Genomic DNA, 25,748 nt, shown 5'->3' with positions numbered 1-25,748 from the left:
TCACTATGAAGAAAATAATATTAATTCTTTTTTGCATACTAGCAAGCGTTCAAGGGTGTACTGATGATTTGAACACAGAACCTTTGGTAGAACAGTCGTTGGACGACTTATTAGCTAATGATCCCGATGCCGTTTCAGGAATTTTATCCCGTTTATATGCATCGTTTGCCCTCTCTGGACCTGATGGTCCCAGTAGTGGTGACATTAGTGGTGACACTGGGGAATCCCCATTCTTAAGAGGAATCATCAATCTACAGGATTTTACTGCTGATGGCATGAAAAACCGTTGGGGGGATGATGGCTTGGATCAATTGACCACTACTTCCGACTGGGATGAAAACAATAAGTTTTTCGGATACATGTATAATCGAATCTATTATACCATACCACAAGCTAACAACCTATTGTCTATTTTAAATTCGGTAAGCATAGATGGCCAAGATCAAGTAGTCGGGGAAGTGAAATTTTTACGAGGACTCGCCTATTATTATCTCATTGATACTTTCGGTAAAGGTGTTTTGGTGACTGAAAATGAAATCGGGGTTTCCGCCCCTTTACCTGAAGCTACCAGAGCAGAGCTTTTCACTTTCGTCGAAAATGACCTACTAGAGGCTGAAGCACTGATATCTAACACTAAATCATATGGCCGGGCCAACAAAGCCGCCGTTCAAATGTTATTAGCAAAACTATATCTTAATGCCGAAGTTTATATAGGGGAAGATAGATACTCTGAGGCTTTGACCTTTATTAAAAAGGTAATCGATGAAGGCGGTTATACCTTAGCCCCAGATTTTGTAAGCAATTTTTCAGGGGATAACGACTCTTCATCTGAAATTATTTTCACTTTAATTGCAGATTCCGAAACCAGTCAGAGTTATGGGAACACTACCTATATCGTAAATGGCAGTATGGGCTCGGAAACAATGCCTATTATAAACTTTGGAGCCGCGGAAGGCTGGTCTGGCCATAGGGCCACCAAAGCATGGTATGGGTTATACGAGGATAATGACGATAGGGGCGAACTTTTCTGGACGGAAGGACACAACTATGAAATGGCCGACTACAAAGCATGGACAGACGGTTATCCTTCGGTAAAATTTCGCAATTCAGGATTTTCAACAACACTTCCTGCGACTACTTTTTCAAGTACCGATTTTCCATTTTATAGATTGGCCGATGCTTATTTGATATATGCCGAATGTGTATTGCGCGGTGCTGCCGGTGGAGATGCTTCACAGGCATTGAACTATGTAAATGAAATTAGACAGCGCTCTAATGCCAATACCATTGGATTGTCCAAATTAACCCTAGATTTTATTCTTGATGAACGCGCTAGGGAGTTAAATTTGGAAGGACAACGAAGGACCGATCTTATCCGATTTGGAAAATTCACCGGTAGTTCTTACATCTGGCCATGGAAAGGAAATACGGCACAGGGAACTTCCATCCCCGATTATTACAACCTGTTCCCAATACCATTATCGGCATTGGAAGCAAACCCTAACTTAAATCAAAATCCTGGTTTCTAAAAAATAACAAAACAGTACATACTATGAAAACTATTATAAAAAACTTCTTTAAAATTCTGCCCTTTATATTAGCGGCATGGCTTATTAGCTCCTGTGACAATGATGATGTAGTTCCTAAATTTACACTATCACAAGCTTCAGAAGATGCTGCTTTCTCTTTTTCCGCAGCAGATGAATATTTGATATCTTCGGGCACTATGGATAATGTAGCTGAAAGGTTCGTCTGGAATGAAGTTGATTTTGGTGTACAGACTGAAATCAACTACCAATTACAAGGATCTGTCGATAGCACGTTCGATGCCTATGATTCTACAACAGAATATGATTCAGGAACCTTAAGTGTAACCAATGCAGAAGTAAAAGTGTCCGATTTAAGTGCTCTTGCAACTCTTTTGGGCATGGAAGCTGGGGATAGCGGACAGGTATACTTTAGGGCTAGGGCCTTTGCTGGTTCAGGTGAAGGTGTAGATGCCGTTGATACTTATTCGGAGGTCATGACCTTGAATATTTCAATATTGGAGGAAACCAGTAATGAAGGTCCTAACTGTCCTTCAATCTGGGTTGTGGGCGCTGGCGCCACTGACGCAGGTTGGGGTTGGGATAGCCCAATTGAATTTCTTTGTACTGATAATGTATACAAAACCAATATAAATTTAACCAATGATGCTTTCCGATTTTTCCTAACGGAAGGTGATTGGGATTCAGGTCAAAATTTCCCATTTTATGTTGATGAAGGCTATTCCATAGATTCTAATTTCGAAGATGCTCTAGATGGTGATAACAACTTCAAATTTATTGGTACACCCGGTAAATATTCTCTAACCGTAGATACAATTAACAAAACCATTAAATTAAGCCCTCCAGAAGCTGAAGAACCTAACTGCCCATCTATTTATGTAGTTGGTGCAGGTGCCGTTGACGCAGGATGGGGCTGGGATACACCTATCGAGTTTTTATGTACTGACAGCGTGTACTCAATGAACATTAACCTAACAAATGATGCATTCCGCTTTTTCTTAACAGAAGGAGATTGGGATTCTGGGCAAAACTACCCTTATTACTTGGCAGAAGGATATACAATCGATCCATTACTTGAAGATGCCGTGGATGGCGATAATAACTTCAAGTTTAATGGCACTCCTGGTAAGTATTTATTGACCGTTGACACAATAAACAAAACAATTACCTTAGGCATTCCACGTGCAGAAGAACCTAACTGTGATTCAGTATGGGTTGTAGGTGCAGGAGCAGTTGATGCCGGTTGGGGCTGGGATACGCCAATCGAATTTATTTGTGTAGATGGTGTTTACAGTGCAAGTATTAACTTAATTAACGACGCTTTCCGTTTTTTCCTAACAAAAGAAGATTGGGATTCAGGTCAAAATTTCCCATTTTATATTGGAGAAGGATATACAATTGATTCAAACTTTGAAGATGCTTTAGACGGTGATAATAATTTCCGATTCATTGGCACACCTGGAACATACTACTTATCTGTTGACACAGTAAATAAAATCATTTTACTACGATAGGGTAATATAATTTCCTATTTAAAAGGGCTGTTCTATACAGCCCTTTTTACCTTTTTCTAGGTACGATATAGATTGGGCTTAACACTATTTGAATCATTAACTGAAAAACATGAAAAAATTATTACTATTAGTTCTGTTCACGCTTTTTCTGAATTTTGGTTTCGGCCAAGTTCAAAATGGTGTTTTTTCCACAACACCCACAACGTTTACCGAAAACGATGAAATAACCATCACGGTTTCTGGCTTAGACCTTACGGCATGGAGTGTATCTGATGTTTATTTATGGGCTTGGTATGAAGATAGTGATGGCATTCAAGCAGATTCCCCAACCAATGGTTCATGGACAAGTTCCGATGAAACCCAAAAAATGACGGATAATGGTAATGGCACCTATAGTTACACCATGACGCCTTCCACTTTCTATGGTACCACCGGCATTTCACAAATTGGAATGCTCGTAAAGGCCAAGGACGGTACAGGGGATAAAAAAACACAAGACCAAACCTATGATGTCGGAGGTTACCAATTGGTACTCACATCACCTGCCCAAAACACGACCATAGTTACTTTAGGCACTTCCTATTCTATTGAAGCAACTGCTTCAACAAATTCGAGCTTTGTACTTTCAGCAAATAACACCGTAGTCGATAATTCGGTTACTTCAGCTACTTCATATTCCTTTGATTATACCGTAAACACCACTACAATTTTTGAATTGGAAGTTTCCAATGGTACGGAAACCTTAATGGAAACCTTTACATTGGCTGTTAGTCCGACCGTGACGGAAGAAGCTGTTCCCGATGGACTTTTGGACGGCATCAATTTTGATGACACCGACCCTACCAAAGCTACCTTGGTATTATACGCCCCAGGAAAGGAATTCGTACATGTAATAGGCGATTTCAACAATTGGGAGATCGATGACAACTACCTAATGAAAAAAGATGCCTCCCAAAATCGTTTTTGGATTGAACTGACTGGGCTCACCCCCGATTATGATCATCTCTATCAATATCTTCTGGAATTTGACATCAATATTGCCGATCCGTACTCCACTTTGATTTTGGACGGGTATGGCAATGATGATTACATCGATGACACCACCTATCCAGACCTTCCTTCCTACCCGGCTGGACAGTCACATGCGATTACCGTTTTGCATACTGGCGAAACTGACTATACTTGGCAGACTACTGACTTTGACCCACCTGCAAAGGAAGATTTGGTGGTTTATGAGATATTGATCCGTGATTTTGATGAACTTCATTCTTTTGATGCGGTAAAAAACAGATTGGACTATTTGGAAGCATTGGGTATAAATGCCATTGAACTTATGCCGGTGAGTGAATTTGATGGCAATGAGAGTTGGGGCTACAATCCGTCATTCCATATGGCATTGGATAAATATTACGGCACCAAAGATGCCCTAAAATCATTTATAGACGAATGCCATTCCCGAGGTATAGCCGTGATCCTGGACGTGGTTTACAACCATGCATCTGGCCAAAATCCGTATTACCGTATGTGGAACACCGATAATGGCGGCACAGGCGGGCAAGCAAGTGATGACAACCCATTCTTTAACGCCACTGCCACCCATTCCTATAGTGTTTTCAATGATTTCAACCATCAACAACAGGCTACAAAAGATTATGTAAACCGAACAGTAACCTATTGGATAGAGGAATTTCAAATCGATGGAATGCGCTGGGACCTTACCAAGGGCTTTACCCAAAACTGTACTTCATCGGACGATAGTTGTACCAATAGCCCACAGGCAGATCGCGTAGAAGTTTTAAAGGGCTATGCGGATAACCAATGGGCTTCGGATGAGGATTTTTATGTGATTTTTGAACATCTGGGACAAATTGAGGAAGAAGAACAATGGGCCAATTATAGGGTTGATGAAGGTAAGGGCATCCTTTTATGGAATAAAATGTCCGACCCCTACAACGAGGCTACCATGGGTTACAATGACAGTAGCAAATCTGATTTTTCGAATGTTTCCTACATTTCAAAAGGTTTTGACCAACCTTCCGCCGTATCCTATATGGAAAGTCATGATGAGGAACGTCTTATGTACAAAAACCTACTTTATGGTAATTCCGAGGGTTCCTATGATGTTACTGATGAAAGTACTGCCTTGGGTAGAATGCAGACCGCGGGAGCTTTCTTTTTTACCGTTCCCGGACCAAAAATGATATGGCAATTCGGGGAATTAGGTTATGACATATCTATTGATGAAGGTGGAAGAACAGGTAACAAACCCATTCTTTGGGAATATGCCACTGAACCCGACCGCTTTGCCATCTATGAAACTTGGAAGGATCTGATTAAATTAAAACTGGAAGAGTCCATTTTTGCGACTACGGACTTTTCTTTGAATCTGGACGCCGCAACCGGACTTAAAACGATTCACCTAACAGACAACACCGCTACAGGTGATGAAATCAATTACGTTACCATAGTCGGGAATTTTGGTGTTACATCTCAAGAGATCGTTCCCGATTTTCAAGAAACGGGAACTTGGTATAATCTATTGAATAATAATGAGCCCTTGGAAGTAACCAATACTACCAGTACTATTGCGCTTCAACCTGGGGAATTCATTGTTTTTGCGGATAATCCCAGTCTCGCGTTAATTAACCCCAACGATTTGGATGCCGATGGTGTTCCCAATACCGATGACCTTTGTGCCAATACGCCTTTTGGGGCCACGGTAGATGTAAATGGTTGTGAGATATTCTCTTTACCAACTTCCAATTTCTCGGTTAAATCCGGCAGTGAAACATGTCGCTCTAGCAACAATGGCAGCATTTCAATTTCCGCTGTGGAAAATTACAATTATTCGGCAACCCTTTCCGGCACTACAGATGCCACAAATGCATTTACATCGGAAACGGAATTTTCCGGACTTTCCGCGGGCAATTATACGGTATGCATCACCATTGAAGGGCAAACCGATTATGAACAATGTTATGACCTCACCATCACAGAACCTGAGGACCTTTCGGTAAGTTCTAAGGTAGATACAAGTACTGGTAAGGTTTCACTTAGCTTAAAAGGAGGTAAGATCTATACCATAAACCTGAACGGTGAAGTTTTTACTACGACCCAAAACGAAATTACCCTGAATCTGGAAGCACAAACCAACACCATAAGTGTTTCTACAGATAAGGATTGCCAGGGGTACTATGAGGAAACCATTGTTTTGGCGAGTGAAATTTCGGTATATCCGAACCCTGTAAAAGATAGTCTGTTGTATTTAGAACTTGGAACTATTAGCGACCCTTCTGTAAACGTTGAAATCTATACACTTTCGGGCAGACAGATTTCCATATCGGATCATTATGTCAACAATGGTCAGGTACAAATTAATGTATCGAACATTCCTAACGGATTGTTTGTTTTAAAAATACATACAGCCCAAAAAACCTATCACTACAAAATCGTAAAATGATGAAAACCGTAAAATATACTCTTTCAATACTACTCTTTGGCATTTTGATTTCCTGCGGAGGAGGTGGGGATGATGACAATCCGGACCCCGTGATAATAACACCCCCTGATGCGGCAACATTGGTGTTTCCCGAAAACAATACCGAATGCCTGGAAGGTACCAATATATCGGACACCGAAAGCAGTGTTACCTTCTTATGGAATCCTTCCGACCATACGGATTCCTATATCGTAAATCTCCGGAATTTGGATACCAATACTTCGCAGACATTGAATGCAAGCACCAATGAACTGGAAATTATCCTACTCAGGGGAACGCCTTATTCTTGGACAGTAACCTCCAAAGCCAACGATACGGATGATACTGCGGAAAGTGACCTTTGGAAATTCTATAACGCAGGACCGGCCGTAGAGAATTACGCCCCATTCCCAGCAGATGTGGAGTTCCCTACAATGGGAGCCAGCATCAACGCAGGGAATACAACTTTAAGTTGGACTGGAAGTGATGTGGATAACGATATTGTTTCTTATGACATTTACATTGATGAAAGTAATCCACCAACCACCTTATTGGGGAATACCTCCTCGAACGGCATTGCTTTTAATGCCGTGTCCGGAAAAGTATACTATTGGAAAGTAGTAACGAATGACACGGCCGGAAATACATCAACCTCTGAAATTTTCCAATTTAAGGTGAATTAAAGGTTTAAAATATTCAATACATCATCAAATCAGTTAAAATCGGACCAAATGAAAAGGATTCTATTTATACTAACAATAGTTCTTCTACAAAGTTCAACGAGCTACGGGCAGCAACCTATAAATCGCGTTGAGCCACCCAACTGGTGGATTGGAATGCAATACAATGAGGTAGAATTAATGGTCTACGGACAGGATATCGCTTCCTATTCCGTTTCCCTGGATACCTACGAAGGGGTAACCTTAAAACAGATCAAACAAGTCCCGAACGAAAATTACCTGTTTATAGATTTGAAAATCGATGAGCGTACGCTACCTGGAAACCTTACTCTCCGTTTCACTAAAAATGGAACCGAACCCGTTATTCACTCCTACCCATTATTGAAAAGAGACCCGGAAAGCAAAAGAGTGGCAGGTTTCAATACCTCAGATGCTATTTACCTGATCACACCTGATAGATTTGTAAATGGTGATACTGGTAACGATACTGTCGACGGACTCAAGGAAAAAGCGGATAGAACCTTTAAGGGAGGAAGACATGGCGGTGATGTACAAGGCATCGTAAATAGTTTGGACTACATCAAAGACCTAGGTTTTACTGCTATTTGGATCAATCCAATTCTGGAAAACGACATGCATACCTATAGTTACCATGGTTATTCCACCACCGATTTTTACAAAGTAGATCCAAGGTATGGCAGTAATGAATCATTTAAATCATTGTGTAAGGAAGCCAGCGACAAAGGCATGAAGGTCATTATGGATATGATTGCCAACCATTGTGGATTAGACCATTGGTGGATGCAAGACCTACCATCAGAGGATTGGATCAACCAATGGCCCGAATATACCGAGACCAACCACAAAAAAACAGTGATCCTGGATCCCTATGCCTCAAAAATAGACTACAAGCAATTCTTCGACGGGTGGTTCGTACCTAGCATGCCCGATTTGAACCAACGCAACGAATCCATGGCCAAATACCTGATACAAAACACCCTATGGTGGATTGAGTATTCTGGTATTTCCGGTATTCGAATGGACACCTATCCCTATCCCGATATGTATTTTATGAGTGATTGGACCAAAGCGGTGATGGATGAATACCCCAATTTTAATATCGTTGGCGAAGAATGGGTAACGCGACCAACCATTGTCTCGTATTGGCAAAAGGGAAAGGAAAACAAAAATGGATATACGTCATATTTAAAAAGTCTTATGGATTTTCCATTGCAAAATGCCTTGGTCACTTCGTTGAACAAAGAGAAAACCTGGGCATCCTCATGGACCGATCTTTATGAAACCCTAGGACAGGATTATTTATACCCCGACCCCAATAATCTGGTAATTTTCCCTGACAATCATGATATGAGCAGGATCTACACCCAATTGAACGAAGATTTTGATAAATACAAACTCGCTTTGACTTACATCGCTACGGTTCGTGGTATACCCCAAATTTACTACGGAACTGAAATATTAATGAAAAACCCAGGAACAGAGGATCATGGAATCATTCGATCTGATTTTCCAGGGGGATGGAAAAACGACAAGATAAATGCCTTTACTGGAAAAGGCCTATCGGCTAAGGAGAAAGAAGCCCAAGAGTTCGTAAAAAAACTGATGAACTGGAGAAAGAATTCAACTTTGGTACATCATGGCAAATTAATGCACTTTGCTCCGAAAAATCAGGATGAAATCTATGTCATGTTCCGTTATAACAACAAAGAAAAAATCATGGTCGTCCTGAATAAGAATACCAAAGACATGGAACTGGAACTTAAACCATACAAAGAAATTCTTGGCGACCAATTGACTGGAAAGGATATATTATCCGGTAAGGAATTCACAGCGGCAAAAAAAATATCGGTAAAAGCAATGGGTTCATTGATTATTGAGATCGAATAAAATATTCAGCCAAGAGTTTGATTATAGAACGGTAATTCCATTTATGGTGGACTCCCGTTCTATAATCGTAGACTTAATAATCTCTGTACGGTATGGTTCCTCCTCTTCATCCTGTGTGTTTTCTATTCGATGAATTAGCATTTTTGCAGCAACTTGTCCCATCTGAAATCCGTGCTGTGCCATTGAAGTAAGACCAGGTTTGGCATATTTGGACAGAATGCCATCCGTAAATCCGATGAATTCCATTTCTTCAGGCACCTTAACCCCTTTTTGTTGCACTAGGTTCATGCAATGGACAGCGAAAATCTCATTTACACAAATAACCGCATCAATCCCATGAGTGTTAAAAAATTCGTCTACCTTACCATTATCCAAATCGGTAAATGGTAATCTTAAAATTAATTTTTCATCAACGGGCAACCCGAAAGTTTCCAGTGCCTGTCTATATCCTGATTCTCGACCCTTACTAACACTGAAATAATCTTCAGTAGTAATCAAGGCTATTTTTTTTCTACCATTTTCAATGAACTTTTTCACTGCCAAAAAAGCCGCTTCTTGATCATTGATCAAAACTTTGTCACATTCTATCTCATCGGTAACGCGATCAAAAAGAACGAACGGAATCCCATAATCCCTCACTTGACTTAAATGATTAAAATGGTTCTTTTTTTGTGTTTCTGCCGATAAGGCCATAATAAAACCATCAACACTGCCATTTGCCAAAAGCTCCATATTTATGACTTCCTTTTCAAGGGACTCATCCGAAACGCAGGCAATAACATTATATCCCCTTTCTTTGGAGTAATGCTCAATACCCCTGAAAACCGTAGTAAAAAAATAATGTACAATATCGGGTATGATCACCCCTATATTATTGGTACGCCTACTCTTAAGGCTTATCGCAAGATTGTTCGGCCTATAATTATAAAGTTTGGCGAATGCCTGCACCTTTTCTATCGTATCGGCGCTAATTTCACTACTGTTTTTTAGAGCTTTTGAAACTGTTGAGATAGAAACCTCCAACTCCCGGGCAATGTGTTTTAATGTAATCTTAGTTTTCATGATGTGGTGCTTAATTTAAGTTTTACCACTGCATTTAAAGGTCTTAATCCTTCTTTTTAAAATTAAGATTTTTTTAGGATAAAGAGAAACAAAAACCGACCTAAAAAAAATCTACTTCCGATTAACATAATTACCATTTCAATATTTTTTTAGTATAATATATATGTTATTAATAATTATTGTAAATTGATATTTATAATTTCCTATTTCAATTAAGTTATTAACACGCAAACGTTTTCGTTGTATTTAGAAGCCAACAGACCTATTTTTTAACATTTATTTATATATTTTTAGATACTAGAACAAAATTAACTCAACTTAAATCAATTCTTTATGAAGATTTCATTACTACGAAGCTTCTTGCTTATCGGGGCATTTTTATGCTTTGGATGGGCACAAGCTCAAGAGGTATCGGGAACTGTTTCCGATGCCAATGGTCCCTTACCGGGGGCAAGTGTTGTCGAAAAAGGGACAACCAATGGAACACAAACCGATTTCGATGGCAATTTTACCATTAATGTTGGTGAAAATGCCACACTGGTAATTAGCTATGTAGGCTTCAGTACTACAGAAATAGAAGTTAACGGCCAAACCAGCATCAATGTTACTTTAGCCGAAGACGCCCAAGCATTGGATGAAGTGGTCATTGTAGGCTATGGTTCTTCTACAAAAAAGGAAATTACATCTGCCGTAGCGGTTGTAGATGAGGAGGCCTTCAACAAAGGTACCGTAAACGACGCTTCCCAATTACTTCAAGGTAAGGTTGCAGGTTTAAGTATTTACAACAAAGGTGGCAATCCCAATGAAGATGCCGTTATTCGATTAAGAGGTATTTCTACCGTAGGGGCCAATTCGGAACCGTTGGTGGTAATTGATGGTGTAGTAGGTGCCTCCTTGAACAATGTTGACCCTAATGATATTGCAAGTGTTAACGTACTTAAAGACGGTTCAGCTGCAGCAATATATGGTACAAGAGGTTCCAGTGGGGTTATTCTTGTTACGACCAAACGCGGTATTCCCGGAAAAACAAGTGTTGATTACAGCGGCTCCTTGGCCGTTTCCACTATAGCCAACCATGTGGATGTTATGTCTGCTGATGAGTTTGCCGCTGCGGGTGGTGTCGACTTAGGCCAAAGAAATGATTGGTTGGATTTGGTTACTATGGACGGGACTACCAAAATAAACAACGTTGCTATTTCCGGTGGTGATGGTAATACATCATACCGTATTTCAGGTAATTTCAGGAATGCGCAAGGCATTTTAAGGAACTCGGGGTTTAAACAATATAATACTAGGGCAAGTGTAACAACATATACGTTAGATGATAAATTGAAAATTGATTTCAATATGTCATATACCAAAAGAAAAAGCCGATATGGTTTTAATGAGGCCTTACGTTACGCCCTACTATACAACCCAACCGCCCCAGTTTATGGAGTAGACTCTCCTTATCAATTCGATTCAGCCACCTTTGGGGGGTATTTTGAGACATTGGGATTATTCGATAGTTTCAACCCTGTTTCCATAATCAATCAAAATACCAATAATGGAAATAAAAGTGAGTTTACCTATAGTGCAAATTTTAATTACAAAATTTTGGAAAATTGGGATTTGAATGCTCTTATTTCCCAACAGACCAGTAAATTGAGTAATAGGGAATATTATAGAACCACTTCTTTATGGAGAGGTAATGCAACCAGCCCTAACCGTAAAGGTTTGGCCAGATTATATAATGAAGATAAGGAGTTCAAATTGTTCGAATTATATTCCACATATAAAACTAGTGTGGGAGCTGCCGATTTGACTTTTACCGGTGGTTACTCTTGGCAAGAGAACACCCAATACGATTACTTTTTATCAATGGGGGATTTTCCTGATGATGACATTCAGTACATCAATGCTTTGGAATGGTCTCAAGATTTGGAAAATGCTGGCTTTATCGATGTGAACAGCAATGCATCTCCTGAAGATCGTATCATCGCCTTTTTCGGAAGAGCAAGTGCTACATTTGATAATGCTATCTTTTTTAATGCATCCATTCGTCGTGAAGGGTCAACCAAATTCGGTGAAAATAATAGATGGGCAACTTTCCCTGCTGTAGGTTTAGGGGCCGATCTTAACCATTATTTGGAACTGAACAATGTGGATCTCTTGAAAGTTCGTGTAGGATATGGGGTAACAGGAGCTTTACCATCTAGGAACGGTCTTTCTAAATCCTTGTACGAACCTGCTGATGGTCGTTTAAGCAGTAACCAGCTTACAGATGCGAACCCTGATTTAAAATGGGAGGAAAAAGCAGAAACCAACTTTGGTATTGAATTCGCCTCCGGAAGGTTAGGTGCAACTTTGGATATATACACAAGAAATGTAAGTGATTTTATTCTAGAAAGGGATGTCGACGTGACTATTTACCCAACAGGGAGACGATGGGAAAATGCAGGAGAGTTAAAATCCCAAGGATTTGAACTTGCCGTTAATTATGACATCATAAAATCTGAAGACCTCAACTACAATTCAGGAATTGTTCTTTCCAGGAATAAAACAACCTTGGAAAAATATACCATACCCCAAGAAATGAGAGGATCCCTAGGAGCTCCTGGCCAAAATGACACGGATATGATACGTATTAAGGAAGGTGAGGAAATTGGTCAAATATGGGGACCTGTTTTCACTGGAGAGGTAGTTGATGGAAGCCAAGTATTGGAAGATATTAATAATGACGGTCAACTATTAACTGCTCAAAACAATGCATTGGACCCTGATGGTGATTTTAAAGTTCTCGGTAAGGGAACTCCGGATTTTGAGTTAGGGTGGACAAACCAGCTTAGCTACAAAAACTGGGATTTGAACGCCTTCTTCAGAGGGGCTTTCGGCCACAGTTTAATCAATACATACCGTGCCTTTTATGAGCCACGTGTTGGTAGTCAAGGATCTTACAATTTTGTCAACACAGAATTGGCCAATCCCGAAATCACGAATGCTAAATTCAGTTCTTTATATGTTGAGAAAGCTGATTTCTTTAAATTGGACAACCTATCGATAGGATACACCTTTGACATCAAGGAAAACAAATATGTAAAAGGAGTCCGCGTAACTGCTAGTGGCCAAAATCTATTTACAATTACCAATTATACAGGATCAGACCCTGAACCTGCCTTGCAGGATAGAGGTTCTGAAGCGGACAATGGAGGATTTACCACAACCGATGCTTTCGACCCACTTATTCCCGGTATCGACAGAAGGAGCAATTATTTTTCTGCACGCACCTTTACACTGGGGCTAAACATAAACTTTTAAAAAATAAGCGATGAAAAAAAATATATTTAAAATATTAATGATGTGCAGCGGGGTCTTTTTGACTTCATGTACTGATTTGGAAGAAGATTTGATCGGCGAAATCGACAAGCCCGTGAGTATTGAAGAAGCCAGTAGTGATTTTGAAGGTGGTGGCAACGGTGGCAATGATGCCCTAAGCGTCGCATTTAGTCAATTACGGGATGCAGGTAGTGCAAACCATGGAGGTTATTGGTCTGTACAATCCGTTTCAACGGATGAAATGGCCGTAACCCAAAAAGGAGGTGACTGGTACGATGGTGGAATATGGATTGATATGCACCGTCACACTTATGGCCCTTCCAGTGGTCCCGTTGAAGGCACTTGGAACCAGCAGTATACAGCAATTGCCGCGTGTAATGATTTATTGGGGACTTCCTTGGATGCCAACCAAACTGCCCAGATAAAAGTTTTAAGGGCTTTGTTCTATTTTAGGTTGTTAGATCTTTTTGGTCGTGTTAAATTAATCACCTCCACAGGTACCGACGCACCCCAATCTTCGAGGGCAGATGTTTTTGCTTTTGTCGAAAGTGAATTGCTAAACGCTTTGGGCATTAGTGCCGTTAATGCCTCTATGGATTTATCTTCAAGTCCGTTGGGAGTCGAGGTCAATCCGTATCGTGTTAATCAATATGCAGCACTAGGATTGTTATCTAAATTATATTTAAACGCAGAAGTTTATACAGGCACTCCGAGATACCAAGAGGCCGCTGATGCCGCTTCTTATGTCATTGACAACTCAGGCTATGTACTTTGTGGTGTTGGATGTAGCGTTCCTAACCCAGGAAAAAGACCCTCAGTTGCTTCCGATCCTGATGAATTGGAAGGATATGCTGCGGTTTTTGCCCCTAACAATCAAGATAACCCAGAGATTATCTGGTCGGTCGCCTATGATGGGGTAACAGGTGGAGGAATGAACTTCGGGGTGATGTCATTACACTATTCCAGCCAATTTACATGGAACCTAACTGACCAACCTTGGAATGGATATTCAGCCTTAGAGGATTTTTATAATTCCTATGATGATGCTGACGCCCGTAAAGAAGCTAGTTTTATCATAGGTCAACAATTCGACTACAACGGATCGGCTATTTTGGATTATGCCGCTACAGACGGAGAATTGGAATTGGATTATACAGCCGAAATAAATGAATTGGAGCCCAATGCCTCTAGAAAAGGTGGTGCACGATTAGGTAAATTCAGTCATAGACTTTTTGAAAGATCGGACATGGATAATGATATGCCTATTATCCGACTAGGGGAGCTTTATCTAATACGTGCGGAAGGTATGGCAAGAACAGCTGGTGATTGGTCAATGGCCGCAGCAGATGTAAATACCATTAGGGCAAGAGCTGGTTTAGGAGTCATGACCTCAATTGATGCTGATTCCTTTTTGGCAGAACGCGGACGTGAAATGTTCATGGAGGCCACTAGGAGACAAGATTTGATTCGTTTTGAAAAATATGATGATCCATGGTGGGAGAAAACAAACAATGATGCCTATAAATCATTGTTCCCTATTCCTCAACCTCAAATTGATGCAGCAGAAGGTACATTAACCCAAAACCCTGGGTATTAACACCTAGTTTTATTGAATTAAAAGGGTTACATTTAGTAACCCTTTTTCAATTTAGGTCAACCAAATGAAAGCCCATATTTTATTGGCCATAAGCCTAGTTTTAACCCTCTCATGTTCTCGTGATGACAAGCAGGGGACGTTATCTAATCAACATCCTCTTTTTAAACTTAGGGACAACTGTGGCATAGATTTCCAGAATACACTGACGTATACTGAGGATTTTAACCCATACACATATCGTAATTTTTACAATGGTGGAGGGGTTGCTATTGGTGACATTAACAATGATGGACTACCCGACCTCTATTTTACCGGAAACATTGTAGATAACCGCCTTTATTTGAACAAAGGGAATTGGCAATTTGAAGATATCACGGAGAATTCCGGTGTAGCCTGTAAGAACATATGGTCTACAGGGGCAACATTCGTTGATATTAATCATGATGGTAAATTGGATATTTATGTTTGTAAATCCGGGAAACCGGAAGGTGGAAATAGGCATAATGAACTTTTTATCAATAACGGAGACCTCACCTTCTCTGAACAGTCCGAAAAATATGGCTTGGACATTACCGGCCTTTCAGTACAAGCCGCATTTTTTGATTATGATAAGGATGGGGATTTGGACTGTTACCTACTCAACAACTCCATAAAATCAGTAGGAGGTTATGAATTAATCAAGGATAAAAGAAAAATACCTAGTGAGACAGGCAACAAATTCTTAAAGAACGAAAACGGGAAATTCATCGAATTTTCAAATGAAGCAGGAATTTTCACTAGTAACATCGGATTTGGACTTGGAATAACGGTAAGTGATTTTAATGATGATTCTTGGCCCGATCTTTTTATTTCAAATGACTTCTTTGAAAGGGATTATCTTTATTTGAACAACCAAGAAGGTGGTTTTGATGAAGTAGGTGAAAATACCTTCTCATCGTTCTCTATGGGCTCAATGGGCGCCGATGCCGCAGATTTGGACAACGACCTTCTAACTGACCTAATGGTCACGGAAATGTTACCTCAAGATATAGAAAGGCAAAGGACTAAGGCGATTTACGAATCTTGGGACAAATATAGTCTTAGCGTAAGACAAGGTTACTCACATCAATTTCCTAGGAATGCCTTGCAGAGAAATATGGGACCTAACGGTTTCTTTGAAATAGGCCGGTTTTCAGGAGTACATGCCACGGAGTGGAGTTGGGCTTCACTGATTTTTGATTTTGACAATGATGGTTTAAGGGATATTTTCATAAGTAACGGAATCTACAAGGATCTATTAGATCGTGATTACCTTACCTACATGGCCAATGAGGAAAAGGTAAGGAACATGATGAAAACCCAAGAAGAGGTAATTATTAAACTCATAGACCTTATGCCTTCCCAGGCTATGCCCAATGTTACCTATAAAAACCTAGGGGATTTCAAATTTGAAAATAAATCGAAGGACTTTGGGTTAAATACACCTAGTTTTAGTAATGGTAGTGCCTATGGCGACCTTGACAATGACGGCGATCTAGATTTGGTGGTAAACAATGTCAATATGCCGTCATTCATCTATGAAAACAAAACAGATACATTACAAAACAGAAGTGCCTACTTCAAGTTTTACTCATCATCAGAAAACACCCAGGCCATTGGTGCAAAAGCTACGATATACTATCAGAACAACCACAGGGCCATGGCAGAGAATTATCCCAGTAGAGGTTTCCAAAGCTCTGTAGATGCCGGAATCCACTTTGGATTAGGGCCATCAAAATCTATAGATAGTTTAATTATTTCCTGGCCAAACGGTACAATCACCAAAAAGCAAAATCTTAGCTCCAATAAATCCTATACATTCAAGGAACCCTCCATTTCATCAGATAAACTACACCTCAGCTCTTTTATAAATACAGATAGATATATTGAAAAAGTTACTCCATTCTTTCATTTTGAACATAAAGAAAATACTTTCGTTGACTTTAATCGAGAGCGTCTTTTACCCCATATGTCAAACAATGAGGGCCCCGCTTTAACCGTTGGTGATGTGAACGGAGACGGTATTTTAGACGTATATATTGGGGGAGCCAAAAATCAATCGGGAAGTCTATTTATATCACACGGCTCCAAATTCAAAGAAGTTAAAGAACCCTTTGAACAGGACTTTAGGTCAGAGGATACCGATGCTCTTTTCTTAGATACTGACAATGATGGGGATCTAGACCTATATATCTGTAGTGGGGGTAAAGCATTCTCGAAATATGATGCCCTACTAAATGATCGCCTCTACATAAATGATCATGGTGAATTTTCAAAAGTTAAAAATCAACTACCCTTCCCTAAACCATTAAGTTCTTCCACGGTTGCAGCAAATGACTTTGATAAAGATGGTGATTTAGACCTTTTTATTGGTGGTAGGTTTAACCCCGAACTCTATGGCTTAAAAGTTTCTAGCCTTATTCTCAAGAATAATGGTGAAAATAATTTTGAAATCCTAGACCAAGTAGAGTTGGAAAATATAGGCATGGTATCTGATGCGGCATGGGGCGATATTAATGCTGACGGCTGGGATGATTTAATAATCGCAGGAGAATGGATGCCTATTAGAGTTTTCATAAATAACAAAGGTGCCTTAACTGAAGAAACGTCAGAATATGGTTTTGATAACTATAGTGGTATGTGGACCTCCATTAAAATTACAGATATAGATAATGATGGAGATCAGGATATTATTGGAGGTAACATTGGAAAAAACAGCTTTTATAAACCCGGCACTAGAATGTACATCAAGGATTTTGATCGTAACGGATTCGCCGAACAAATAATCTGCCATAATATAAATGGCAGCTATTTTCCCATAGTTGATCGGGATGAACTCATATCACAATTGCCTAAATTAAAAACCAAATTTCTTTATTTTAAAGATTATGCCAACGCTACGATCAATGACATTTTCACTGAAAAAGACCTTAAGGGTGCTCAAATTTCGGATATAAATGTCATTGAATCCTCTCTGTTCATAAATTCGGGAGGAACCTTTACAAAATATGCCCTCCCTCCTGAAGCCCAATATTCCAATGTTTCGGCAATTGAAATTATCGATGCGGACCAGAATGGAATAAAGGATATTCTTCTGGGAGGTAACCAGTTTTTTGTAAAGCCCCAGTTCGGAAGACAAGACGCTTCTAAAGGATGGTTGATTTTAGGACAATTGAACAATGAAAAAAAATATGTTCCAATAAAAATTGAAAGTCTAGGTATCCAAGGCGAGATAAGGAATTTCAAAATCTTACCTTACAATAACAAAACATTATTACTAACCGCTATGAGCAATGATGAAGTACAGTTTCATGAAATACAATAAACTAAAAATACTATGCAGTTTCCTATTATTCTCCTTCTTACTTCTTTCCTGCGAATCAGAATATACCAAAACTGTCAATAAAGAAGCCCAAAAAGGAATTTCTAAAGATAGTATGGTTTTAGGAATGTCGTTTGGTGATACGAAGCAATCCTTTTTTGACCAATGTTGGAAGTTGAATAATAAAGGATTGGTAACACAAGGGCCTAACAATAGATCCGTACAATATTTATTAAACTCAAATAAGGAGGACAAAAACTTAACGGCAATAATGATGCTTTTTTATGGAAATTTCAACGAAAATAATATCATGACCGGGATGGACATGGAATTTTCCTATAAGTCTTGGGCACCTTGGAACGATGATATGACAAGTGAAAACTTGGTTCCTGTATTATTGGACACCTTAATGAATTGGTTCCCTGGAAACAAATTCATCACTATAGAATCAGATAAACTGAATAAAGAAACCCATGTTAAAGTAGACGGTAACCGGCAAATTGTACTTTACCCTAAGGACATTAAGAACGTAGTCGTTAAAATCGAAGACCTGAAATACAAATACCCCGAAAAATTCAAACCCGCAAACCCATGAAAAACAAATTTTTCATACTAGCTATATTTGTTAGTTTCTCCTTCTTATCCTGTAACCGAAGTGAAGTTGAAAATCAGGAACCTAAAACTTTGTTTCAATTAATGGATAGTACTGAGACAGGCGTGGATTTTGTTAATGACCTTAATTACGATCATGAATTCAATGTATATAAATACCGTAATTTCTATAACGGTGGTGGGGTTGCACTTGGTGACATCAATAATGACGGACTCTTGGATATCTATTTCACATCTAACTTAGAATCTAATCGCCTATACCTGAACAAGGGAGGGTTTAAATTCGAGGATATTACAAATACTGCCCAGGTCGGTGGCACAAAAGCCTGGTCGACCGGTGTCACCATGGTAGATATTAATGCCGATGGGTATCTGGATATTTATGTGTGCAACTCCGGTGATATTGCTGGTGACAATAAAGAGAATGAGCTTTTTATCAATAATGGCCCGTCTTCAGATACCAACCAAGTTACCTTCACCGAATCTGCCAAAGAATATGGACTTGATGACAAAGGGTTTTCAACACATGCATCGTTTTTTGATTACGATCGCGATGGTGATCTAGATGTGTACCTTCTAAATAATTCATATCGCTCAATAGGTAGCTTCAACTTACAGCGTAACGAACGTTTTGAACGTGATGTTTTAGGAGGAGATAAATTACTTCGAAATGAAGATCAATCCTTCATAAATGTGAGTGAGGAATCTGGCATTTATGGCAGTGTCATCGGCTTTGGACTTGGGGTTACGGTCGGCGATCTGAACAATGATGATTGGGAAGACATCTACGTCTCAAATGATTTTTTTGAACGGGATTATATCTATATAAATCAAAGAGACGGTACATTTAGAGAAACATTGACAGAACAGATACAATCTTTAAGCAGCGCCTCGATGGGGGCAGATGTAGCTGATATAAACAATGACGGCAATATAGATCTCTTCGTCACCGAAATGCTCCCTTCAGAATACGATAGACTTAAGACCGTTACAACATTTGAAGATTGGAATAAATACCAACACAATCTTAAGAATGGATATTACCATCAATTCACGAGAAATACCTTGCAATTGAACAATGGCAATTCCACCTTTAGTGAAATAGGCAGATATAGCGGTGTCGAAGCTTCAGATTGGAGCTGGGGCGCCTTGTTCTTCGACATGAACAATGATGGTTTTAAAGACTTATTCATAGCCAATGGTATATATAAAGATTTGACAGACCAGGATTATCTTCAATACATATCCAGTGATGCGGCAATTCAATCAATAATTTCTGGGAACGAAGTAGACTATGATCAATTAATAGAGATAATACCTTCTAACAAAATTCCCAATCATGCCTATAAAAATTTAGGAAACCTCAAATTTGAACGGCATTGGGACTCTGGTTTGGACACCCCAAGTTTCTCTAATGGGTCGGCCTATGGGGATCTTGACAATGACGGGGACTACGACCTTGTAGTGAACAATGTGAACATGCAAGCGTTCGTTTACCAGAACAAAGTTGAGACTGAACTAGGCAGCAATTACCTTAAATTGGTTCTTCATGGGCAAGGCAAAAATACCCATGCCATAGGAGCAAAAATCAAAGTTGAAACAAAAGACCAATCTCTCTATCAAGAACAACAACCCATTCGTGGTTTTCAATCAAGTATGGACCTACGTCCTAATTTTGGGATTAGCAATAATGATTCTGTGACTGTTGAAGTCATATGGCCTTCTGGTAAAATCACCCAAATTGAACATACCGCAGCAAATCAAATTTTAAACCTTTTCGAGAGTGATGGTGTTCCAAGGATTAAGGAAATTGATTCGTCAGAACAACAGATATTCCAACAAAGTGCTTTAAAGATTCCGTTTAAACATACTGAAAATCGGTTCGTCGATTTTGATAGAGATCGCTTACTCCCACATATGTTGAGTACCGAAGGACCCAGAATGGCCATGGCGGATGTGAACAATGATGGACGCAAAGATATTTTTATTGGTGGATCAAAAGGTAGTGCCTCTACCCTGTTAATGTCCAAAAAAAATGGCTTTATCAAAAGTACATCCCTTGATTTTGATAAAAACATTAACTCTGAAGATAGCGCCAGTCTCTTTTTCGATGCGGATAACGATGGGGATAAGGACTTATATGTTTGTAGTGGGGGTGTAGAATTCTCCCAGTTCTCAAGTTATTTAAAAGACCGTTTATATTTTAATGACGGAGAAGGTAATTTTACTCTTTCCCCACAACTCCTGCCTACGGTAAATGGTAATCATAGCACAGCCACGGTCATTGCCGAGGATATAGATGAAGACGGAGATTTGGACCTTTTCGTAGGTGAACGCAGTATACCGACACAATATGGAATGCCAGGGTCTGGATTCATTTTGCAAAATGACGGAAAAGGCAATTACACTGATATTTCAGCTAAAGCAGCACCTTCTTTGCATAACTTGGGCATGATCACAGATGCCCATTTCTTAGACCTCGACGCAGATGGCAAAAATGAATTACTCGTAGTCGGTGAGTTTATGGGTGTAGAAATTTTTAAAAATCGAAGTGGTAAATTTGAAAGAGTAACAAACAATGATCTTACCGATTTACACGGATGGTGGAAAAAGGTTCATCCCGTAGATTTAGACAATGATGGCGACCTAGATCTCGTTTTAGGTAACCATGGGGAAAATTCCCGTTTCAAAGCAAGTACGGACAAACCTATTCATTTATATGTCAATGATTTTGACCAAAATGGATTTATAGACCCCATAATGACCTTCACTGCCGATAATGGCAAGCAATATCCCTATAATTTGAGGCACAACTTAATTGAACAACTCAAAGATCTAAAAAAGAAATATCCAAACTTTGCATCTTTCAAAGATGCTGATATCAATGATATACTTTCTGTATCTGAACTGGAAGGTGCCGTAAAATTACATGCAAATGTACTGTCATCCATTATACTCATAAACGAAGGCAATTTTGATTTTAAAACGGTAAAACTACCCATTGAAGCACAATTTTCCCCCATTTATGCCATCTCTTCATCAGATTTTGACAATGATGGGGACATGGATTTACTCTTAGGTGGAAACCTATATAACACTAAACCTGAAGTAGGCCGTTACGATGCATCGTTCGGTTTATACCTTGAAAATATAGATGGAGCAAACTTTAAGACCTACAAGGGGAATAAAGGTTTTTCCCTTGTAGGTGAAATCCGTGATATCAAAATACATAATCAAGAAGTCATTGTCTCAAGAAACAATGACTCTCTGGCAATCTTTAATTACAAAAGTCGATGAAATATCTAAATGGGTTATTAGTACTATTGGCAGTCTCAATGGCCAGTTGCTCCAAAACTAATGAGCAACCCTCAAAAAAGGCGGATATATATTTTAATTCGTTATCATCGGAAAAAAGTGGATTGGAATTCACCAACTCCCTTCATCAAAAAAATGATTTAAATATCATTGAATATCTCTATTACTATAATGGTGGTGGGGTTGCCCTAGGTGACATAAACAATGATGGATTGGACGATATATATTTAACCGCTAACCAATCTCCCGATAAACTCTATCTAAATCTTGGCGAACTCAAGTTTAAAGATATTACAGAATCGGCAGGGCTGGCCATAGATTCTACCTGGTCATCCGGGGTAACCATGGAAGATGTGAACAATGATGGGTTATTGGATATCTACGTCTCTAAAATTGGAAATTACAAAGGACTAAAAGCCCATAACTTACTTTATCTGAATCAAGGCAATGAAACTTTTAAGGAAGTCTCCAAACAAGTAGGACTTGATTTTTCTGGTTTTTCTACCCAAACGGCCTTTATGGATTATGATAAGGATGGTGATCTGGATATGTATCTTATGAACTGCTCCATACATACACCTAGAAGCTACGGCAAGGCAACTAAACGCGAAACCAAAGATTCGCTCACTGGTGATCGGTTCTATGAAAACAAATTAAATGAAGGTGTACTTTCTTTTTCAGATGTTACCGAAACTTCCGGTATTTACAATAGCCCTTTAGGGTATGGTCTTGCTTTGGTCACCTCGGACTTTAATCAAGATGGTTTGCTGGATATCTATATAGGTAATGATTTTCATGAAAATGACTACCTCTATATTAATCAAGGAAACAAAACATTCAAAGAAGAAGGGTCAGAATGGCTGAACCACACCACTCGCTTTACAATGGGTGCCGATATCGGTGACATGAACAACGATGGCCTTCTTGATCTTTTCAGTTTGGATATGATGCCTTTTGACCATGAGGTATTCATGAAATCAGGAGGTGAAGACTCTGATAAGGTGAGTCAAATAAAAGAGAGTTTTGGATTTGGCAAACAATATGCCCGCAACAACTTTCAATTAAATACCGGTCAAGGTTATTTTTCCGATATTGCCCCCATGACCAATACCCATGCAACAGACTGGAGTTGGTCAGTGCTGATCCAGGATTATGACAATGATGGGTTAAATGATCTTTATATAACAAACGGCATATATAAAAGACCAAACGACCTTGACTATATCAATTATCTCAGCAGTACAGATTTCAGTGCCTATAATCAAAATCAGGCTCAAGAAATTGAAAAAAAACTAATCAAACAAATGCCTACCCTTAAATTATCAAACATTTTATTCAAAAACAATGGTGATTTAGAGTTTGAAAGATTAACGGAAAAAGCGGGTTTAGCCCCTTCTTTTTCCAATGGTGCTGCATATAGTGACCTTGACCTTGACGGGGACTTGGACTTAGTAGTAAACAACATCAATGAAAAAGTATTTTTATTGGAAAATGAAAGCAATGACAGCCTCTCAAACAACTATATTGTTTTTAGCCTTTCCGACACAAATCAAAATACTACGGGATCTAAAATAATGGTTTATACCAAAGAAGGCGTTTTTACAAAGGAATTGACCGTCACCCGCGGTTTTCAATCCGCCTCTACGCGAAAACTACATTTTGGCCTTGGAAATATATCTGAAGTAGATTCCGTACGTGTAATTTGGCCAGATGGCAGCTATCAAACCCAGAACAATTTAAGTATTAACACATTTAATACGATAACCAAAAAAACAGGATTGCCGTTATATGCGTTTACTCCTACAATAAAGGCTAAAAAGCCAATAACATTTGGATACACCCATATTGAAAACAAATATCTTGATTATGAACGAGAAGCCCTGATACCTGAAAAATTATCGGTCGAAGGACCTGCAGTAGTAACTGCTGATTTTAATGGAGATGGCCGTAAAGACCTTTATATCGGAGGTGCAAAATACCAATCTGCAGCTCTTTTTATGCAAGATGAACATGGATCCTATAAATCCAAAAAAAATATCCCATTCGAGAAAGACCAAATCTTTGAAGATGTCGATGCAGCTGTTTTTGACCTTGAAAATGATGGTGACCTGGATATATATGTGATGAGTGGAGGCAATGACCTAATGGAAGGCAACCTGAATCTGGAAGATCGGGTGTATCTGAATGATGGTCAAGGTAATTTTGAACGTTTAAAGGCTATATTGCCCATGACCAATGGTGGTAGCATTTCAGCAGGGGATTTTAATTCAGATGGATTTACAGATTTGTTTATAGGAAGTCGTTCAATTCCTGGTGCATATGGCCTTCCCCCTACAAGCATGATATTGAAGAATACCGCCAAAGGTAATTTCGAAGCAATCGCAAGTGGCAGGTATGGGATGATAACGGACAGTCAATGGTCAGACTTAAACGATGATGGCCTACTAGATCTAGTTATCATTGGTGATTGGATGCCTATTACCATTATGCTAAATCAAGGTAATGATAAATTCAAGGAGGTAACACATGAATTGGGTTTAAAAGACACTAATGGAATGTGGAATACGCTCATTATCGAAGACTTGGATGGCAATGGCCATAAAGACATTGTTGCCGGGAACGCAGGCCTTAATCTAAAATGGAAAGCTTCTAAAGAAAAGCCCATTAAACTCTTTCTAGATGATTTTGATGAGAATGGACAGCCAGACCCGCTTTTATTCTATGATTTTTTCGGTCATTATGTACCTTTTGCTTCTAAAGATAATTTGATGGGGCAATTACCTTATCTAAAAAAACGGTTTCTAAGCTATACCGACTTTTCAAAAATAAATGGCATTGAAGACCTTACCGGTGTGCCCGAAAAAGATATCCATGTTCAACTGGAAATATATGAATTACGCTCCATGATATATTTTAATGATGGCTCATCATTTAAAGGGGTACCATTACCTAAAGAGGCACAGATGAGTAGTATAGAGGATATTTTAATAGAAACATCCGAATTAAACAAACAGCTGATCTTTGTGGGTAACTATTTTGATTATGTAAATGAATTGGGAAGTAGCGATGCCAATGCAGGGGGAGTACTTACCGACTTTGATGATACCGAATTTAATAGCTATAAATCTCTCGGCTTGCCCAAGGATATCAGCGCACGAAGATTGGTAAAACTTTCCGACAACAAATTATTGGTTATTGCCAATAACAATCATGCTCTGATTATAGACCCCCAATAGATGATCAAAAATACTTTTTAAAATATTTAATGGATAAATGTTAATTTCAATTCTACTATTAAAACGTAATCCTTAGGCAGAATACTAAAAAAACGGTTAATTTAGTAGAACAGTACAACTTTATACACGAAGTACCACGACCAA

12 protein-coding genes are annotated in these 25,748 nt (G+C 39.1%); 11 read left to right on the top strand and 1 reads right to left on the bottom strand.

The genetic code is table 11. The annotated features are described in order from the left end of the window. The first annotated feature begins 5 nt into the window (after nt 1-5). From R3X28_RS04195 to R3X28_RS04175, 5 genes are all read left to right on the top strand, one after another. Nucleotides 6-1,529, top strand: a complete 1,524-nt coding sequence (locus tag R3X28_RS04195; protein ID WP_317662645.1) for a RagB/SusD family nutrient uptake outer membrane protein — start codon at nt 6-8, stop codon at nt 1,527-1,529. Between the two features lie 23 nt (nt 1,530-1,552). Further along, a complete protein-coding gene (locus R3X28_RS04190; protein WP_317662643.1) occupies nt 1,553-3,061 on the top strand; it encodes a SusE domain-containing protein in 1,509 nt (502 codons plus the stop codon). A 109-nt stretch (nt 3,062-3,170) separates the two neighbouring features. Next, on the top strand, nt 3,171-6,521 hold the full coding sequence (locus R3X28_RS04185) for an alpha-amylase family glycosyl hydrolase (RefSeq protein WP_317662641.1): 3,351 nt from the start codon (nt 3,171-3,173) through the stop codon (nt 6,519-6,521). After that, nucleotides 6,518-7,222, top strand: coding sequence for a hypothetical protein (locus tag R3X28_RS04180; protein ID WP_317662639.1), 705 nt, complete (start codon nt 6,518-6,520; stop codon nt 7,220-7,222). Before R3X28_RS04185 ends, R3X28_RS04180 begins: the two co-directional genes overlap by 4 nt. A gap of 48 nt (nt 7,223-7,270) precedes the next feature. Beyond that, complete coding sequence (locus R3X28_RS04175; RefSeq protein WP_317662637.1) at nt 7,271-9,127, top strand: glycoside hydrolase family 13 protein; 1,857 nt, start codon at nt 7,271-7,273, stop codon at nt 9,125-9,127. 21 nt (nt 9,128-9,148) lie between these two features. On the opposite strand, the gene R3X28_RS04170 is transcribed toward R3X28_RS04175, so the two are convergent. Continuing rightward, the gene (locus R3X28_RS04170; RefSeq protein ID WP_317662635.1) at nt 9,149-10,189 is read right to left on the bottom strand and encodes a LacI family DNA-binding transcriptional regulator; all 1,041 of its coding nucleotides are present in this window, start codon (nt 10,187-10,189) and stop codon (nt 9,149-9,151) included. 333 nt (nt 10,190-10,522) lie between these two features. Here R3X28_RS04170 and R3X28_RS04165 point away from each other — a divergent pair, with 333 nt between their 5' ends. From R3X28_RS04165 to R3X28_RS04140, 6 genes are all read left to right on the top strand, one after another. Next, nucleotides 10,523-13,486 (top strand): SusC/RagA family TonB-linked outer membrane protein, encoded by a 2,964-nt coding sequence (locus R3X28_RS04165; protein WP_317662633.1) that lies wholly within the window; start codon nt 10,523-10,525, stop codon nt 13,484-13,486. Between the two features lie 10 nt (nt 13,487-13,496). Beyond that, a complete protein-coding gene (locus R3X28_RS04160) occupies nt 13,497-15,101 on the top strand; it encodes a RagB/SusD family nutrient uptake outer membrane protein (RefSeq protein WP_282053568.1) in 1,605 nt (534 codons plus the stop codon). A gap of 64 nt (nt 15,102-15,165) precedes the next feature. Next, nucleotides 15,166-18,444, top strand: coding sequence for a VCBS repeat-containing protein (locus R3X28_RS04155; RefSeq protein WP_317662630.1), 3,279 nt, complete (start codon nt 15,166-15,168; stop codon nt 18,442-18,444). After that, complete coding sequence (locus R3X28_RS04150; protein WP_317662628.1) at nt 18,413-19,036, top strand: hypothetical protein; 624 nt, start codon at nt 18,413-18,415, stop codon at nt 19,034-19,036. The genes R3X28_RS04155 and R3X28_RS04150 overlap by 32 nt, the downstream gene beginning before the upstream one ends. Next, nucleotides 19,033-22,350 (top strand): VCBS repeat-containing protein, encoded by a 3,318-nt coding sequence (locus tag R3X28_RS04145; RefSeq protein WP_317662626.1) that lies wholly within the window; start codon nt 19,033-19,035, stop codon nt 22,348-22,350. Before R3X28_RS04150 ends, R3X28_RS04145 begins: the two co-directional genes overlap by 4 nt. Then, the gene (locus R3X28_RS04140; protein WP_317662624.1) at nt 22,347-25,604 is read left to right on the top strand and encodes a VCBS repeat-containing protein; all 3,258 of its coding nucleotides are present in this window, start codon (nt 22,347-22,349) and stop codon (nt 25,602-25,604) included. The genes R3X28_RS04145 and R3X28_RS04140 overlap by 4 nt, the downstream gene beginning before the upstream one ends. Nucleotides 25,605-25,748 lie beyond the last annotated feature (144 nt).

Origin of the sequence: Maribacter sp. TH_r10 (genome assembly GCF_033101095.1) — a bacterium.
Lineage (GTDB): Bacteria > Bacteroidota > Bacteroidia > Flavobacteriales > Flavobacteriaceae > Maribacter_A > Maribacter_A luteus.
The sequence above is the reverse complement of the archived record's forward strand: the minus strand, read 5'-3'. Positions and strand labels throughout refer to the sequence as shown.

Excerpts from the sequence above, each read along its gene's own strand:
- R3X28_RS04195 (WP_317662645.1), top strand. The coding sequence starts at position 6 with ATGAAGAAAATAATATTAATTCTTTTTTGCATACTAGCAAGCGTTCAA.
- R3X28_RS04190 (WP_317662643.1), top strand. The coding sequence starts at position 1,553 with ATGAAAACTATTATAAAAAACTTCTTTAAAATTCTGCCCTTTATATTA.
- R3X28_RS04185 (WP_317662641.1), top strand. The coding sequence starts at position 3,171 with ATGAAAAAATTATTACTATTAGTTCTGTTCACGCTTTTTCTGAATTTT.
- R3X28_RS04180 (WP_317662639.1), top strand. The coding sequence starts at position 6,518 with ATGATGAAAACCGTAAAATATACTCTTTCAATACTACTCTTTGGCATT.
- R3X28_RS04175 (WP_317662637.1), top strand. The coding sequence starts at position 7,271 with ATGAAAAGGATTCTATTTATACTAACAATAGTTCTTCTACAAAGTTCA.
- R3X28_RS04170 (WP_317662635.1), bottom strand. The coding sequence starts at position 10,189 with ATGAAAACTAAGATTACATTAAAACACATTGCCCGGGAGTTGGAGGTT.
- R3X28_RS04165 (WP_317662633.1), top strand. The coding sequence starts at position 10,523 with ATGAAGATTTCATTACTACGAAGCTTCTTGCTTATCGGGGCATTTTTA.
- R3X28_RS04160 (WP_282053568.1), top strand. The coding sequence starts at position 13,497 with ATGAAAAAAAATATATTTAAAATATTAATGATGTGCAGCGGGGTCTTT.
- R3X28_RS04155 (WP_317662630.1), top strand. The coding sequence starts at position 15,166 with ATGAAAGCCCATATTTTATTGGCCATAAGCCTAGTTTTAACCCTCTCA.
- R3X28_RS04150 (WP_317662628.1), top strand. The coding sequence starts at position 18,413 with ATGATGAAGTACAGTTTCATGAAATACAATAAACTAAAAATACTATGC.
- R3X28_RS04145 (WP_317662626.1), top strand. The coding sequence starts at position 19,033 with ATGAAAAACAAATTTTTCATACTAGCTATATTTGTTAGTTTCTCCTTC.
- R3X28_RS04140 (WP_317662624.1), top strand. The coding sequence starts at position 22,347 with ATGAAATATCTAAATGGGTTATTAGTACTATTGGCAGTCTCAATGGCC.